Source organism: Nocardiopsis sp. CA-288880, from assembly GCF_050955985.1.
Taxonomy (GTDB): Bacteria; Actinomycetota; Actinomycetes; order Streptosporangiales; family Streptosporangiaceae; genus Nocardiopsis; species Nocardiopsis tropica.
Map to the genome: position 1 here is coordinate 2587790 of NZ_CP192105.1, position 13536 is coordinate 2601325.

The window sequence follows — 13536 nt, forward strand, 5'->3', positions numbered from 1 at the left end:
CCAGAAATCGCTGTTCGGGTCGGGTATGCCGGCTGTGCCGTCACCGAACAGGCGGCCGCGTACAGGGAAGATCAGCTCCCGGTCCGCTTGGGCGGGCGCCCGCGGCGCGGGGGAGGCGGCGCCCATGCGGTGACCTGTTCCTCGGTGAGCCCCAACTGGTTCAGGTAGCCCGCGAACCTCCTCCTCAGTTCGACACCGTCTCCGTGCGCACGGAGCGGGCCGATCCCCACCCCCACACGATCGACCCACGGCAGTGTCTCGGCCAGGCCTGCGAGCAGCGGGACCACGGTCTCCGTGGGGGCCTGGGGCGGTGCCAGGTTCCGCTCGATGATGTCCACCAACGCCCAGGCGCGGTCACGCGCGTCCCACCCTGCCCATCCGAGCATGCTGGTAGCGGCGAGACCGGAGGAGGGGCCGGGAGAGTAGGAGGTGAACCGTTCGTCGGGCATGTCGAACTTGCCCCTGTTGGCCCAGTACGACTTCCTGAGGAAATCGACCGAGGTGAACTTGGGCGGTGATACCTCATCCGATGGATCGGCTTCAGCGGCGTCCCCGAACAGAAGAGGGTTCTCCCGCTTCCAGCGCAGATCCCACAGAAGCGTCCATAGCCGATGTTTGCGCAGGCCAGAGGGGCGGAACCTGAGCGCCGCGAGGAAAGGAACATGTTCCTCCTGGAGCAACGTGGCAAGCAGTTTCCTGACGGTGGACCCGGGGCTGTGCGTCTCGACGGCGGCGATCACATCTGGATCGTTCTCCAGCGCACCGATCAACTCGGAGAGAGTGCGCACGGTCGGCCGGTCGACCCCGTCCGTTCCCCGCGTGTACCAGAGTTCTCGGCTCTCGCACCGCTGTAGGAGCCAGGCGGCGACAGCGGGGCGCCACACGGATTCCCACGGAGGAGTGGTCCATCGGTGTTTGAAGTCGGGTCGTTCCAGCACACGCAGTGCGGGATTGTCGCGCAGGGCGTCGATACGTGCAAGCACGAGCCGACGGTAATCGGACGGCCAGTGGGCGGGTGGGGTCGTGAAGAGGTCGATGGCGTTCCTCTCGAACCACTCACGCTCTTCGAAGGCCTCAGGGTTCTCGTCCTGCGCTTGGGCCAGTGCGAACTCGAAGGCGCGTTCCCCCTGAACGATCCCTTCGGGCAGCGAGTCGAGGGGAACGCGGGGGATGCTCTCCGTGGGGACGAGCCCGTACGACTCGTAGACGCGCCAGTCGAGCTCTTCCTGGAGCAGGATCATGCGTCGAAGAGTGGAGCGCCACTCTTCACCCAGCACCGCGATGCGCTCTCCGGTCGGGGGTGTTACAGGCTCTTCGACCTCGGCGCGTAGCTCCAGGAGCCGCTGCGCCAGAGACCCCAGTTCGCGAGGTAGTTCGATCTCGCTGAGGATGGGCACAGGTAGGTCCACCATCCGGGAGGCGGTGAACTCGTAGATCGCCTCCCAACCGTCCCCCGACCTGAGTTGGTCGCCCCGGGGATTGCCCTTGTTCTGGCTGACCTGCTTCAGCCAGAAACACGCGGTGGAGCTGTTGAGAACTCCAAGAAGGCCCAGGGCTGTCTCCTCAGTGACGGAGGAGGGCAACTCGATGACCGGAGCCGAGTTGAGAGGGGCGTTCGGAACCCGGTTCAGGGCGAAGTGCGTGTGGGTCGCGACCCACGGGAAGATGATCGACCACGAGGACACATCCCGGTTGGCCGTCAACTGGTGCCAGTCGTACCACCTCTCGGGACTGATTCGGGAGCGACCGGCGAGCACGTTCCTATAGGGCCACAGCCGTCTGAAATGACCGGGCAGCTTCCGTAGGTCGACGAGCTCCGTGCGGTCCTCCCATGTTCGGGGAAAGAAACCCTTGAGGTCACTGCGGACCTGCCAGTCCCGGACCTCCGAACCGGTGACCAGGTCGATGGTGGCTTCGGCCTCCACACCCCAACGGCGCATCGACGCAGAAGTCATCGAGAACAGGTCGTCGGAGCCCGTACTCGCGATGTAGCCGATGCGGTGGACATGGTCGCCCAGCAGCGTCTCCGAATGCAGCGACCGGAACACGGCATCGGCTTCAGAAGAACTGAGCCGCCACGGATGGACCCGGAGCTCATACTGCGGACGCTCTTGTGAGGCCGTCCACGCGTCCTCACTGGGTACCGTGTCCAGACGCTCCTTGATGGAGGTCCACACCTTGCCCCGGCTCGGGTCCTCCGGCGCGAAGGGCTCCCCCCGTTTGCCGCTGACGATGGTGACGGTCGCGTCCTGGGACGGCGTCTGATTGCGCCCGGTCAGGATGAGCGTCGGGGTCCCGTGGCCGGGGATGTAGGCGCCGGCGGTGTCGATGACGCCGTCCACCTCCACGCCGGGCAGGAAGGACTCGACCAGGGGCTTGCCGAACTCCCGTTTGGCGAAGGAGTTCGCCATCAGCAAGCCGATGCGGCCCCCGGGGCGGGCCAGGGCGAAGGCGCATTCGGTGAAGGGGACGGTCAGGGCGAAGGAACCGGATCGGGCGCTCGGGTAGCCCTCACGGTAGGCCTCCACCGCTTTCTTGTCCTTCGCAGTGATGTAGGGAGGGTTGGTGGCCACCGCGTTATAGGTGGAGCGGCCGAGCACGTTCGCGGCCCTGGCCGGATACGGGAGAGGGACGCCCTTGGCGGACGGGCGCTCATAAGGAGCGATCGGCGCACCGTGCCCCTCCAGCAGTGAGTCCGCTTCGACGACGAGGACGCGCCACCGCTGTTGGGCTTCAGCGGAGGCGCCATCGGCCTGGCTGATCGCTTCGATCGCGAGTCGGAAGCGGCTGACCATGACGGCGATGGGGCTGAGGTCGCAGCCGTGAACACACGACAGGGCCAGGGCCACGGCCTCGTCCTTGGGGAGGCCCGGCTTTTCGTCGTGGATCCTCGCCACCACCCGTCGGAACGCTTCCAGGAGGAACCCTCCGGAACCGCAGGCCGGATCGATGTAGCGCAGACCGTGCTCAGTGATACGGCCGACATCCTCGAAGGCACGCCCCAGAGATCGGTCGAGCATCAGGTCGATGACGAACTCGGGGGTGGTGAGCAGGGCGTAACCCTTGCGCGAGCTCTCGGACAGGTTCTGGTAGAGGTCACCGAAGTGGTGGGTGTCGATCCCCCCACCGCTGGTCGGGGGTGCGGTCTGCGGGTGGGAGGGTGCCTGGGCCCTGTTCCGCCAGTAGGTCACCAGCTGTCGGGCAGTGGCCTTGTCGGGACGGTGCTCACGCCAAGTCCCCGGGTCGGCGTGGAAGACCTCTGCCAGAACCGGGTGCGCTTCGACCACCTCGGTCACGGCTTGTTCGATGAGCCGTAGCGGATCGGTTCCTGGGGCGTTGACCGAGGGGTCCCCTCGCGTGAGAGCGGTGGGTTGCACGAGCCCATTGTCCTCACAGAAAGTGATGAATGTGGTGGTGAGTGCCCACATCACTGCGGAGTGTTCGGCCGCACCCTCCGCTGCACGGGTGCCGTTCGGAGGAGGCTGCAGGTTCTTCCGGAGCACATGCACGAGGTGGCGGAGCTCCTTCAGTGGCAGAGCATCGTTCATGTTCTCCCGCCTTCCTGTCCGCATATTCCCTGCCTATATGGGCTTTTGGGCCCCTGGGAGAGGCGGTCTCGTCGGCCCACTCCAGTGTAAAGCATGCGTTGAGTGCGGTAAATAGTTGTGCGTGCTGCACCTGATTGCTACTGTGGTCACTGTAGAACCCGCCCTGTGTCGGGCCCCCTCCAGGCACTCCACGTCATCCCCCGTTTCGTTACTCTCAGTAACTAATTCGCGAATAGAGGACACTGCCACATGCCCGTCAAGCTCATCGCGGTTCTCGTCTCCATGGCCCTTGCTGTCTTCTTCTCCAGCGTCTGTGCAGTGATCGCCGCGCTTTTCGCTCGGGAGAGGAAGAAGTCGTGGTCGGTGGCGCTGGGCGCCTCCTTCACCACGATGCTCGCCACCATGACGGTGCTGGTCGCGATGATCGGCGTCGTTATCGCGGCCGTGTGATGGCCGCCCGCCCTGAACCCACGACACCGGGGCCGCTGGTTCGCGGCCCCGGTGTGCCGGGTGGGAGAAGGTTCGATCGGTGGATTGAGGAAGGTGGGGCCCGCTCCGCGCTCAAAGACTCGGACCAGCGCAACGAGGACTCTGATCAAGCGGGTTGGGTGCTCCACCACAGGTGCAGGTGGCCGATCAGCTCGTGCCGGGGGAGTTCGGAGTCGACACTGCGAGCACTGGCCATCTGGTGGGCGACGCGTTGGACCTCGGGTTCCAGTGCTGCACCGCTACGGCGGTCCTGTCCGAGGGTGTGCCGGTGGGCACCAGCTGTCCGGAAGCTTCGAGGCACCCCAGCCGCCGGCGGGGTCCTCAGCGCGCAGGTGGGTGCTGAGCACCTCCAGTTCGCCCACCCGGTTCACGAATCCGTGCACGTCACCGGGGAGCTGCCCGGGTACGGGAGCGGAGTGCGCCGTCGGCCCCTGGCCGTGGAAGTGCACCCCGCCTCGGACGTCCCGTGCCTGCACCGCGCGGCCCGCGACCGCGCCCATCTGCGCACGGACACCGGTACCGGGTCGCTCGTCGGGGTCCTCACCGGGTTCGGAGGGCCTGCGGTCAGTCACGGCTGAGCGCAGCCCCCCTCGACCTCGCGCGGGAAGTAGCGCTTCAGATCCTCACCGGTCTCGTGGAGCGCGGCGATCTCTGCGCGGCACCGTGTGGTGGTGGCGTGGTCGGTGAACCGGACTCCGCCCCGGAGAACACCCTGATCGTCGTACCGGATCTTGTATGTCACCTCGTCGCCGAGCCCGACGATCTCGGGTACCCGGCCACTGTGTTCCCACGCCGCGAGGGGTTCGGGGGAGATGACCCGGACGTCCTCGCCGCACTGGGCCCGCAGATGGAGGGAGTGCAGTTCCCACAGCAGATACCTCGTGAAAGGCTTCTCCACGACACGGGTTCGTCGCAGCACGCATCCTGCTCGGGCGAGCTCGGCGAATTCCTCCCGCAAGGAGGAGCGGTTGTTCTCCAGAAGCCGAAGGGACTCGTCATGGCGTCCCTTCCGGAACGCCATCCAACTGTCACTTTCCGGCTGGTGGAAGACCTGTCGCCGTTCGAGCTTCCAGACATCGGTGTTCCTGAGCGATGCCAGACGCCCATCGAAGTCGTCGAGATAGGGATCGAGCTCCAGCCGGTCACCGGAAAGGCCGTCGATGGTGTCAAGCATCGGGGATGTCCGCTTTCGCTGATATCAGGGTGTTGCGGGGGATGATGATCAGGCGTTCGTCCTCTGCGATGGCCGCACCTGACGGCAGACGCTCCGCGTAGGCGTCGGTCAGGTCGCGCCCGATCACGGCGATGTCGCCGTTGTCGAGTTCCCAGATGTCCGGGCAACCGCTGGCTCTGTCGGTGTTGCCCAGTTCGGCTGGAGACCTGCCCAGCCTCCGCGTCATGTCAGCGGACGGGTCCGCCTCCCAGGGACGTGTCATGGTGGCCCTCCCACGCGCTCCTGGAATCGGGGGCGAGCGCGTGCGAGAAAAATACCACGATGGTTGTGTTGAGCCAGGCTGATTATTCGTCCTCGGCAGCGATGCCGACATGGATCGGAGTGCGTGCCGGAACCCGTCTCGGAAAGATGCGTCTATGCCGGTGAAGTATGCGGATGACGTGTTATTTGATGCCGGTGCTGCGCGCTGATTCGCAGTGGGAACGGTGGTGGCCTGTCTGGCTTCCTTCGGTGGCGTTCGGATTTCCGCTCCGAGAAAAGCGAGCGCAAGAGTCCTCGGTCACCCGTGTGCCCAGATTTCGGGTCTGGACGAAGCTGGAGAGGGCGCCGGCGCCGCTGACCGATCCGGGTGCGGAGGCTCGTCGAAGGGCGAGGGCGGAGTGGGGCAGCCGACGGTCGGTGGGGAACCGCGGTAAGAAGCACAGTGTGGTGGTCGACGGGATGGTGCCCATCGACCACCACGTTCGGCTCAGCGCTGGTCACCCTGACGAAAGCCGTTGACCATGATCCGGTGCGATTCGCCACCCTCGGCGGGGACACCGGCGACCTCGGCCAGGGCGCGGTGTCGGTGTCCTTCTTCGAGGAGGTCGCGATCTGCCGGATGGTCCTGTCAGGGGCCCGCATGCCGCCGCCGTAGCCCCCGAAGGACTTCGCGGCGAGTTTGAGCGATGTGGCTTCGTCCTCGAACGCGGCGTCGAAGAAGGTCTCGGCGTCGGCTGGCTGGGACACCACGAGCGAGAGCGTGAAACCACGGAATCCGGTTGTCGGCTCTTGTGCGGCCCGCAGCCGCACCTGCGAGTCCAGACCGCTACCCGCCCGGGATCCCGGTCACGGGAGTCGTGGCCGTGATCGGCATGGTGGCCGTGGCCACCTCGCCCCGGGGCGTAGGCGACATCGGCCACGAGGTCCGGCGCCGTACTCGCGACGAGGCGATGCCCTGTGGCCGGGCGGCCTCCGCTTCGAGGGTGATCACGGTTCGGCGGGAAGTCGTGCCCGTCCCGTGGTGTCGTAGGTCCTCGCACACAGCACCATGGACGGTATGAGCCATGCCTCCACGCCCCCTTCTGCAGACTCCGCCCCCGACACCGCCTCGACGCCCTCCTGCCAGGTCGCGGTCGACACCGGATTCGTCTTCGCGCGGCGCGATACCGGCGACCTCCTGCTCGACCTGTACCGGCCGGCCTCCGCCGAACGTCCCGTGCCGGTCGTGCTCTGGGTGCACGGGGGCGGCTGGTACGCCGGTGACCGCACCCAGGCGCCGGACCTCGTACGCCGGGTGCGCGCCAGCGGCTACGCCTTCGCGAGCATCGACTACCGGCTCTCCGATCAGGAGTCCTTCCCCGCTCAACTGCACGACGTGCGGGCCGCGATCCGCTTCCTGCGCACGCACGCGGAAGGGCTCGGACTCGACCCGCGGGCGATCGGGGTGTGGGGCGGCTCCGCCGGCGGCCACCTGGCCGCGCTGGCGGGCCTGACCGGCCACATCGGCGCACTGGTCGACGAGGAGGACACCGGCGGCGACCCGTCGGTGCAGGCTGTCGTCGCCTCCTACGCCCCCGTGGACCTGGCCGTCGTGGTCGCCGAAGCCCAGTCCGGGCGCCCGGATGCGGACGCCGCGTCCTCCCCGGAAGGCCGGCTGTTGGGCGGAGCTCCGGCCGAGCTCGTGGACGCGGCGCGGTACGCCTGCCCTCTGACCTGGGTCCACGCCGACGCGCCGCCGTTCCAGCTCTCCCACGGGACCGTCGACGACCTGGTCTCGTACAGGCAGAGCGAGCTCCTGCACGACGCCCTGGCTGCTGCCGGCGCGTCGAGCGAGCTCTACCTCCTCGACGGCTACAAGCACGGGTTCCTCAACGAGGCGGGAGGTCTCGACGGACAGCCCGCGGCGGTGATGGACGACGGCCGCCTGGAGCTGGAAGGGGCGGCCCGAGCCGTGCGGCGCCGTACGGCCGAGCTCGACCCCGACGAAGTGCGGACCACCTTCGGGTTCGCGACCGTGGACGACTTCCTGCGCAGGCACCTCACCCGGCCCGCGTCGCCCGGACCCGTGGCCAGGGATGGGAATCGCTCCCCGAAGCCGTCTCCGTAGCCGGAGAGGTAGGCGCTCTGTGGAAAGGGAGCTGATGGCGTCAAGCATCGCCGTTGTCCGCCGAACGCCGCTCGCGGCCGAGGACTATCCCCCACCTGGGACGCGGGCACGGGCGGCCCAGCCGTCGCGCACCTCTTCCAGCACCGGTGTCAGGGAGCCGGCGCCCGGTTTTCCCGCCTGCCGCCACCGCTCTGCCCATTCCCGCACCCGGCAGGCCGACGAGGGGTCCCCGGCGGCGAGCAGCCGACCGTCGCCCAACAGCGCCGCGGCGCCCTGCCTGGACGCATGGCCCGGCGCCCAACCGCGCGAACCCAGGCCGAACATGCTCAGTCCCTCGAACCCGGCCGCGTACAGGTAGGTGTGCATGTCAGCGGCGGACTCCTCCGGGGCCAGAACAGCCTCGTCCTCCACGTGGGATTCGGAGGCCAGGACCTCTACCAGGGACAGCGCCGTCGTTTCGTCTACCCCGCACTCATTGACCCACGTACCGCTGATCCACCACGGGTTCCCCTCTCCGTCGGTGGTCCGGGCGTGGACACCGCGCGGCGGCACCAGCCACTGGGTGAGCTCTTCGGGGTGCATCTCCACGTACCCTCCGGGCCACAACCGGTCCGCCGTCAGACCCCCGTCCCGGGTACGGCTGGCCCGCACGATGGCGTTGGACCGGGGAAGAGGGGCGATGGTCACCGGTACCACCAGAACCGCATCCGTCACACACTGGTCGGCCCAGCTGCGGTGCAACAGGTCGGAACTGGCCCACGCGATGATCCGGTCGTAGGGTGCGTGCTCGGTCATGCCTTTGGCGCCGTCCCCGGCCACGACGCGGATCTGGTCCGCGCCCCGACGGGCGTGCCGGTCCCGGGCTCGTTCGACCAGGTCCGACACCACGTCCATGGAGACAACTGAGCCCTGTTCCCCCACGAGCTCGCCCAGGAGCGCACCGGAGAAACCCGAACCGGTGCCGATCTCCAGCACTCGCACGCCCGATCGCACGTCCAGCCGCTTCAACCCGGTACGGATGGCGTCGACCGAACTGGTCTGCCGAATGAGGCTCCCGTCCTCGCGCCGGGTGTAGTACTCCTCGGGAACGGACGCGAGAGCGTTCTGGACGTGGTCGTCGGTCACGGTACTCCTCTGTTGGTGGTCGGTCCTGGAACGGACAACGTGCGGTCAGGCGTGAGCGGGCAGGCAGGTACGAACGGGCGGTCAGGTGCGGATCAGGACCAGGTAGGGGTGGGCGTCGAACCCCGGCTCCGCGATCGGGGCGCCCTCGACCTCGATCCAGGAATGTGCGGTGTAGGGCATCATCCGGGCGCCGATACACCAGTCGACGCGGTGGCGCAGCAACAGACAGGTCAGAGTCGAGGCCAGCGCGGTTTCCAGACAGGCGAACCGTACGGGCAGGATCCGGCTCACCGCTCTGACAGCGCCGATCACCATCTCCGCCTGGTGGGTACGCGCCCTTCGGGCCGTGCGCCGGTGTCCGAAGGCAACCAAGCGCAGGCTGACCGAGATCGGGAGCCGGAGCAGGAGCAGCGCCCCCAGACACCCGGCCACAGCGGCTGCCTGGTACCCGGGAGGGAGAGGCGTGCACCTCTCGGCGACGATCGCCATCTGCGTGGAACTCACCGGGACCCTCCTTCCGGGACGGCCAACCCGAGCCGCACCAGCGTGTCGGTCAAGCCGCGAACATCGGCGCGGAGCCGCTCCTCGTTCACGCCCCAGAGACCGGACAGGGCGGAGATCACCGAGCCGGGATCCTCGCCGCCGGACAGGCGTTCCCACAATGTGGCGGCGGAGGGATTGAGGCCGTAGAGCCGGTTCTGCGTGCTGTGCAGGAGTACGGCGCCGTCACGGTCGGCGGCGGTGTACACCGCGTGGTGCCGGCGTAGTTGTGGGTCGGAACCGCTCATGCCATCACTCCGATCGGTATCGGTGCACTCTCCGTACGAGGGGTGGGGAGGTTGTTCCGTCGGGACCGCAGCCACAGTTCGGCGGCCAGGATCCGGTGGAGCTCCGCCATCGGAGCACGGCCCCCTGCCACCGCCAGGTCCAGAGCACGCAGAACCGGATCGGGGCGGACGATGTCTGAGGCGAGCAGGTGGCCCTCACGAAGCAGGACGCGCGCCTCGGCCGCGTTGCGGCGTAGCCCGTGGTACTCACACGCCCCGTAGTCGTCCTTGCTGCGGCGTTCGTACAGTGTGGCCGGGACCAGGTCCTCCATGGCCCGGCCCAGGAGGGGCTTGGCGTTCAAGGCGGTGGCACGTTCGCCGGCCGGAACACTTAGGCAGGCCGCGACCACGCTGTTGTCGAAGTAGGGGGCCCGCGCCCGCACCCCCGCGAGCTCGGCCAGGTGGAGGAAGGACCTCGTGGCCTCGCCGTGCCGGTGGACCATGCGCAGAGCGTGGGCGTCGGCCCCGTCCTGCTCGGGACCCAGAGCATCGGCTCCCAGCCGTGCACGTTCGGCCAGTGCCCCGATCGCCGAGTCGGTGGCCCATCCCAAAGCACCGCCCACCGGAATCCAGGAGATACCTGCTTCGAGTTCGGGTGAAGGAGACAGCGTCTGGGCTCTCCAACCGGGGGAGCGGAGGTGGCCGGCGAGGTCGGCCAGCACGGCCCTGAATCCGGTGCGGGCGCTGCTCAATCCCGCCCGCACCACCCGGTGCACCGGTCGCTGTCGCAACCGTGCCAGTGCGTGGGCCTCCGCGAGGAAGCGTCGGCCGTGCCGCATACGGGCGAGTTCGGAGAGGTAGGTCAACGGTGCGCCGAGGACCACGTCTCCGCCGTCGCCCACCAGGTGCACGCCTTCGCGCGTCGCCGGGCGCAGCCGAACACGGGTGCGGGCCCAGATGAGCGGATCGAGGGAGGGGACGTCGGTCTCCGGGCTCTGGGCGAGGCCGCTGAAGGGCAGGGTGCTGTGGTCGCCCTCGATGACCGTCCAGTCCAGGCCGGGGATCTGTCGGACGATGCGCTCGGCGTGCGTGAGGTCGTCGCCGTTGTGGGCGAAACCGTCCGTGTAGGTCAGGGCGACCACCGGGGAGCCGGCGGAGCTCGCGGCCAGAACCGCGAGCGTGGAGGAGTCCAGGCCGCCGCTCAGGTCGCAGCTGACGTCCGCAGCGTTACCGCACAGGTTCTGCAGAGTCTGGAGCAGGGCCGAGCGGAGGAGGGCCGCGCCTTCAGCGAGTGAGGCCTCCGGGACAGGGAGGTTTCGCGGCCGGAGGGCCGCACGGCCCTTGTTGACGTGCAGTACCTGGTGGGGTCCGACCTGGCTCACCCTTTGGACCGGGCAGATGCCCAGCACGTCCGTGAGGTCGGGAAGGAACAGGAAGGCGGCGATCCCCTCGGTCTCCGGCTCTGCTGTCGGGGTGAGGTTGGGAGAGATGGGAGAGGAGGCGAACCGAACGCTGTGTTCGCCTTGGCGGAACCAGAGGCGGTGGGTTCCGGCCAGGTCTCCGGCCCAGGCCAGCTCAGGGCCCTCAGTGACGAAGACGCAGTAGGAGCCCGCGAGCGAGCCGAGCCGGTCGGCCGCGGTCACCGGATCGGGGGAGTCGGTCAGAATCCGTTCGATGCTCGTTCCGGAGGCGAAGCACGTCCCCAGGAAGACTGCTCGGCGCCGTCGGTTCCGGTGAACGCGCGCGTGGCCGATGAACCGGGGATCGCAAAGATGCAGTTCGTGCCAGAAATCCGAGTCGCCGTGCGTGGTTCGGGAGGGGTCCCTGGCCTCGGATGTGCCGGTGTAGCAGGGTGAAGGGGACACCGTGCTCCTTTTGGAGAGGGTCGGGTGCGGCCGAGCGGCCGCACCCGGTGGGTTCACCAGTAGCGGGAGGTGTTCATGTCCGCGGTGTCCTGGGAACCGGTGCCCAGGACGACCTCTCGGATTTCACCCAGGCAGGTGACGGTCGGTGGCTCGTAGGAGAGTGCGGGCACGTCTTGCCGAGGCTGGGTGACGGTGTCCTGTTCGGACATGGATGTCTCCGTAAGTCGTCCGGGGCTGTCCGGTGGACGGGACCGGCCAGCTTGGCTATTCCAGTAGTACAGGAATATGGTGAGTGCGACAAGCGGATCTCGAACTCTGTGGACGCAAGGGGTGACAGAATGAAGTATTCCATCCATGATGGAATCTACTTCGATCCCCTGGAGGAAACAGATGAAGCTCACCCGGCTTGCTGGCGAATGCCCAGACGGAGTGACCTGCCCTACCGTCTTCGCCAGCGATCGAGGAACGATCATCGTGCAGGGCTACACACTGGCCCCGGGGGACCTCACCGAGATCCCCCTTCCTGAAGGTGAGAGTGCCGTGGAGATCCCTCTGTCCTTGCTGAAGGAGGCCGCACGTGCTCACAGTGGCTGAACTGCTGGGGTTCTTCGACACCCGCTTGACAGAGTCGGCCTTCCGATTGGAGACCCTGGACCAGTACGACGTCGGCTCTGACGGAGGAGACTTCCATCGGTTTGTGGTTGGAGAACCCGAACCCGACTGGGACCGAAAGCGCCCCTGGTTGGAGACATTGCGGACTGAGCGGGACGCCGGCATCCGCAGGCATAGGGTTCGAGTCCTGCGCACCCCACTCAACGACTACCTTCGCTACGCCTGTGAGTGGGGTTATGTCCTCAACGCCGAGGCAGGCGAGGAGATCCACGTCCTGGACCTGGCTGAGCGCGCACTCCCGCCGGAAGTGGTGGACCACGACTTCTGGCTGATCGACGACAAGTACCCCCTGCGCATGCACTACGCCGAGAACGGCGAGTTCATCGGTGCCGAACTCGTCGATAACCTGGGCCGGTACCAGAAGGCCAGGGATGCGGCGCTTGCCGCCGCCGAGCCGTTCGCTCAGTGGTGGGCGTGCCATCCCGAGGAATGGAGAGCCAACCGGACTGTATGACGGCTCAGCAGAACACCTCCGCCGGTCGTGGCGCCGAAGGCCGCGACCGGCTTGCCCGTGCGCTGCGCGAGGCACGCGCCGACGCAGCCGTCAGCGGTGTCAGCGCAGGTCGGGCGGCGGGGATGTCGCAGTCCAAGGTCTCCAAGATCGAGCGGGCACTCCTGCTGCCGACCGTGGACGACGTGGCGGCGCTGTGCCGGGTCTACGGGGTGGCGAGTGAGGAGCGCGCGGAGCTGGTGGCCCTGGCGGAGGGCCTGAGGCAAGAGGCGTCCAGCCGTGTGATCATGGCGCGAGGCGTGTCCCAGTTCCAGCGCAGGATCAACCACCTGACCACTTCGGCTTCGATCATCAGGTCGTTCCACCCGGTCATCGTGCTCGGAGCGCTCCAGACGCGCGAGTACACCCGGTGTGTGTTCAACGATCCCCGCTCCCAGGTCTCGGCGCAGGAAGCGGAGGCTTCGATCGAGGCCAGGCAAGAGCGGCACCGAGGTCTGTTCGAGGGAACGACGCGGCACCACTTGATCGTGCCGGAGGGCGCGCTCCGCTGGCAGGCGGGTTCGGCCGACATCATGGCCGACCAGATCGAGGACATCGCCCGAGTCGTTGTCCAGGCGCACAACGCGGTGGTCGGCGTCATCCCTTGGACCAGGCCCACGCATGTCTTCCCGGGGCACGGCTTCAACATCTACGACGAGGACGCGGTGATGGTCGGGACCGAGACTGCGACAGCCACCCTGACCGGAGCGGCTGACGTCGCGACCTATGTCGAGCTGTTCGGTGAGCTGGAGAAACTGGCCTGTTTCGGGGATGAGGCGGTCAGCCACCTGGAGCGCATCGCGGGGGAGTACCGCCGGCTGGCGCAGGGATGAGGGCCCGACGCGTTCACCAAGGGATGGGTTGGCTGCCCTCTGCGTCAGGCTCATGTGGGGCATGAGGGAATAAATCTCACCAACTGACACAATCAGGTCGAGGGCAGTTGGCAACCAGGGCGACGATGATCAACCACGTCCAGGGCCATCGCCTTGCGCTCGGGGAAGTCCCAGTACTGGCGGTTGCGCTCGGCGAAGGTCTCGG

The 13536-nt window shown here is 67.5% G+C and carries 14 protein-coding genes; 6 read left to right on the top strand and 8 right to left on the bottom strand.

Translation table 11 applies throughout. The annotated features are described in order from the left end of the window. Nucleotides 1-71: 71 nt before the first annotated feature. Nucleotides 72-3548 carry a BREX-2 system adenine-specific DNA-methyltransferase PglX gene (gene pglX / locus ACQPYD_RS11095; protein ID WP_433700899.1) on the bottom strand — a complete coding sequence of 1159 codons (3477 nt, stop codon included), beginning with the start codon at nucleotides 3546-3548 and terminating at the stop codon, nucleotides 72-74. Nucleotides 3549-3797: 249 nt separating this feature from the next. Here pglX and ACQPYD_RS11100 point away from each other — a divergent pair, with 249 nt between their 5' ends. Both ACQPYD_RS11100 and ACQPYD_RS11105 read left to right on the top strand, forming a co-directional pair. Next, on the top strand, nucleotides 3798-3998 hold the full coding sequence (locus tag ACQPYD_RS11100) for a hypothetical protein (RefSeq protein ID WP_433700900.1): 201 nt from the start codon (nucleotides 3798-3800) through the stop codon (nucleotides 3996-3998). 371 nt (nucleotides 3999-4369) lie between these two features. Further along, complete coding sequence (locus tag ACQPYD_RS11105) at nucleotides 4370-4615, top strand: hypothetical protein (protein WP_433700901.1); 246 nt, start codon at nucleotides 4370-4372, stop codon at nucleotides 4613-4615. On the opposite strand, the gene ACQPYD_RS11110 is transcribed toward ACQPYD_RS11105, so the two are convergent. Together ACQPYD_RS11110 and ACQPYD_RS11115 are read right to left on the bottom strand one after the other, a co-directional pair. Further along, complete coding sequence (locus ACQPYD_RS11110) at nucleotides 4606-5211, bottom strand: DUF6879 family protein (protein ID WP_433700902.1); 606 nt, start codon at nucleotides 5209-5211, stop codon at nucleotides 4606-4608. The two genes, ACQPYD_RS11105 and ACQPYD_RS11110, sit on opposite strands and share 10 nt — an antisense overlap. Further along, complete coding sequence (locus ACQPYD_RS11115; protein WP_433700903.1) at nucleotides 5204-5473, bottom strand: hypothetical protein; 270 nt, start codon at nucleotides 5471-5473, stop codon at nucleotides 5204-5206. Before ACQPYD_RS11115 ends, ACQPYD_RS11110 begins: the two co-directional genes overlap by 8 nt. 528 nt (nucleotides 5474-6001) lie before the next feature. On the opposite strand from ACQPYD_RS11115, the gene ACQPYD_RS11120 reads away from it, so the two are divergent. Continuing rightward, nucleotides 6002-6127, top strand: a complete 126-nt coding sequence (locus ACQPYD_RS11120; protein WP_433700904.1) for a hypothetical protein — start codon at nucleotides 6002-6004, stop codon at nucleotides 6125-6127. Nucleotides 6128-6529: 402 nt separating this feature from the next. Beyond that, complete coding sequence (locus ACQPYD_RS11125) at nucleotides 6530-7579, top strand: alpha/beta hydrolase fold domain-containing protein (RefSeq protein WP_433700905.1); 1050 nt, start codon at nucleotides 6530-6532, stop codon at nucleotides 7577-7579. An 84-nt stretch (nucleotides 7580-7663) separates the two neighbouring features. On the opposite strand, the gene ACQPYD_RS11130 is transcribed toward ACQPYD_RS11125, so the two are convergent. The 5 genes from ACQPYD_RS11130 to ACQPYD_RS11150 all read right to left on the bottom strand — a co-directional run bounded on the left by ACQPYD_RS11130 (nucleotide 7664) and on the right by ACQPYD_RS11150 (nucleotide 11545). Further along, entirely contained in the window at nucleotides 7664-8704 is a 1041-nt protein-coding gene (locus tag ACQPYD_RS11130) for a protein-L-isoaspartate O-methyltransferase family protein (RefSeq protein WP_433700906.1), read from the bottom strand. An 81-nt stretch (nucleotides 8705-8785) separates the two neighbouring features. Beyond that, nucleotides 8786-9208: a lasso peptide biosynthesis B2 protein gene (locus ACQPYD_RS11135; RefSeq protein WP_433700907.1), complete on the bottom strand. Its 423-nt coding sequence runs from the start codon at nucleotides 9206-9208 to the stop codon at nucleotides 8786-8788. Further along, complete coding sequence (locus ACQPYD_RS11140; protein WP_433700908.1) at nucleotides 9205-9492, bottom strand: PqqD family protein; 288 nt, start codon at nucleotides 9490-9492, stop codon at nucleotides 9205-9207. The genes ACQPYD_RS11135 and ACQPYD_RS11140 overlap by 4 nt, the downstream gene beginning before the upstream one ends. Continuing rightward, nucleotides 9489-11114 carry an asparagine synthase-related protein gene (locus tag ACQPYD_RS11145; protein WP_433700909.1) on the bottom strand — a complete coding sequence of 542 codons (1626 nt, stop codon included), beginning with the start codon at nucleotides 11112-11114 and terminating at the stop codon, nucleotides 9489-9491. Before ACQPYD_RS11145 ends, ACQPYD_RS11140 begins: the two co-directional genes overlap by 4 nt. Before the next feature lie 275 nt (nucleotides 11115-11389). Next, a complete protein-coding gene (locus ACQPYD_RS11150) occupies nucleotides 11390-11545 on the bottom strand; it encodes a lasso RiPP family leader peptide-containing protein (protein ID WP_433700910.1) in 156 nt (51 codons plus the stop codon). A 368-nt stretch (nucleotides 11546-11913) separates the two neighbouring features. Between ACQPYD_RS11150 and ACQPYD_RS11155 the strand changes: the two genes are divergently transcribed. Both ACQPYD_RS11155 and ACQPYD_RS11160 read left to right on the top strand, forming a co-directional pair. Continuing rightward, nucleotides 11914-12462, top strand: coding sequence for a DUF6879 family protein (locus ACQPYD_RS11155; protein WP_433700911.1), 549 nt, complete (start codon nucleotides 11914-11916; stop codon nucleotides 12460-12462). Beyond that, a complete protein-coding gene (locus tag ACQPYD_RS11160) occupies nucleotides 12459-13331 on the top strand; it encodes a helix-turn-helix domain-containing protein (protein WP_433700912.1) in 873 nt (290 codons plus the stop codon). Before ACQPYD_RS11155 ends, ACQPYD_RS11160 begins: the two co-directional genes overlap by 4 nt. Nucleotides 13332-13536 lie beyond the last annotated feature (205 nt).

What these genes read in the sequence shown, in the direction of transcription:
- pglX (WP_433700899.1), bottom strand. Translation starts at nt 3,548, where the DNA reads ATGAACGATGCTCTGCCACTGAAGGAGCTCCGCCACCTCGTGCATGTG.
- ACQPYD_RS11100 (WP_433700900.1), top strand. Translation starts at nt 3,798, where the DNA reads ATGCCCGTCAAGCTCATCGCGGTTCTCGTCTCCATGGCCCTTGCTGTC.
- ACQPYD_RS11110 (WP_433700902.1), bottom strand. Translation starts at nt 5,211, where the DNA reads ATGCTTGACACCATCGACGGCCTTTCCGGTGACCGGCTGGAGCTCGAT.
- ACQPYD_RS11115 (WP_433700903.1), bottom strand. Translation starts at nt 5,473, where the DNA reads ATGACACGTCCCTGGGAGGCGGACCCGTCCGCTGACATGACGCGGAGG.
- ACQPYD_RS11125 (WP_433700905.1), top strand. Translation starts at nt 6,530, where the DNA reads ATGAGCCATGCCTCCACGCCCCCTTCTGCAGACTCCGCCCCCGACACC.
- ACQPYD_RS11140 (WP_433700908.1), bottom strand. Translation starts at nt 9,492, where the DNA reads ATGAGCGGTTCCGACCCACAACTACGCCGGCACCACGCGGTGTACACC.
- ACQPYD_RS11150 (WP_433700910.1), bottom strand. Translation starts at nt 11,545, where the DNA reads ATGTCCGAACAGGACACCGTCACCCAGCCTCGGCAAGACGTGCCCGCA.
- ACQPYD_RS11160 (WP_433700912.1), top strand. Translation starts at nt 12,459, where the DNA reads ATGACGGCTCAGCAGAACACCTCCGCCGGTCGTGGCGCCGAAGGCCGC.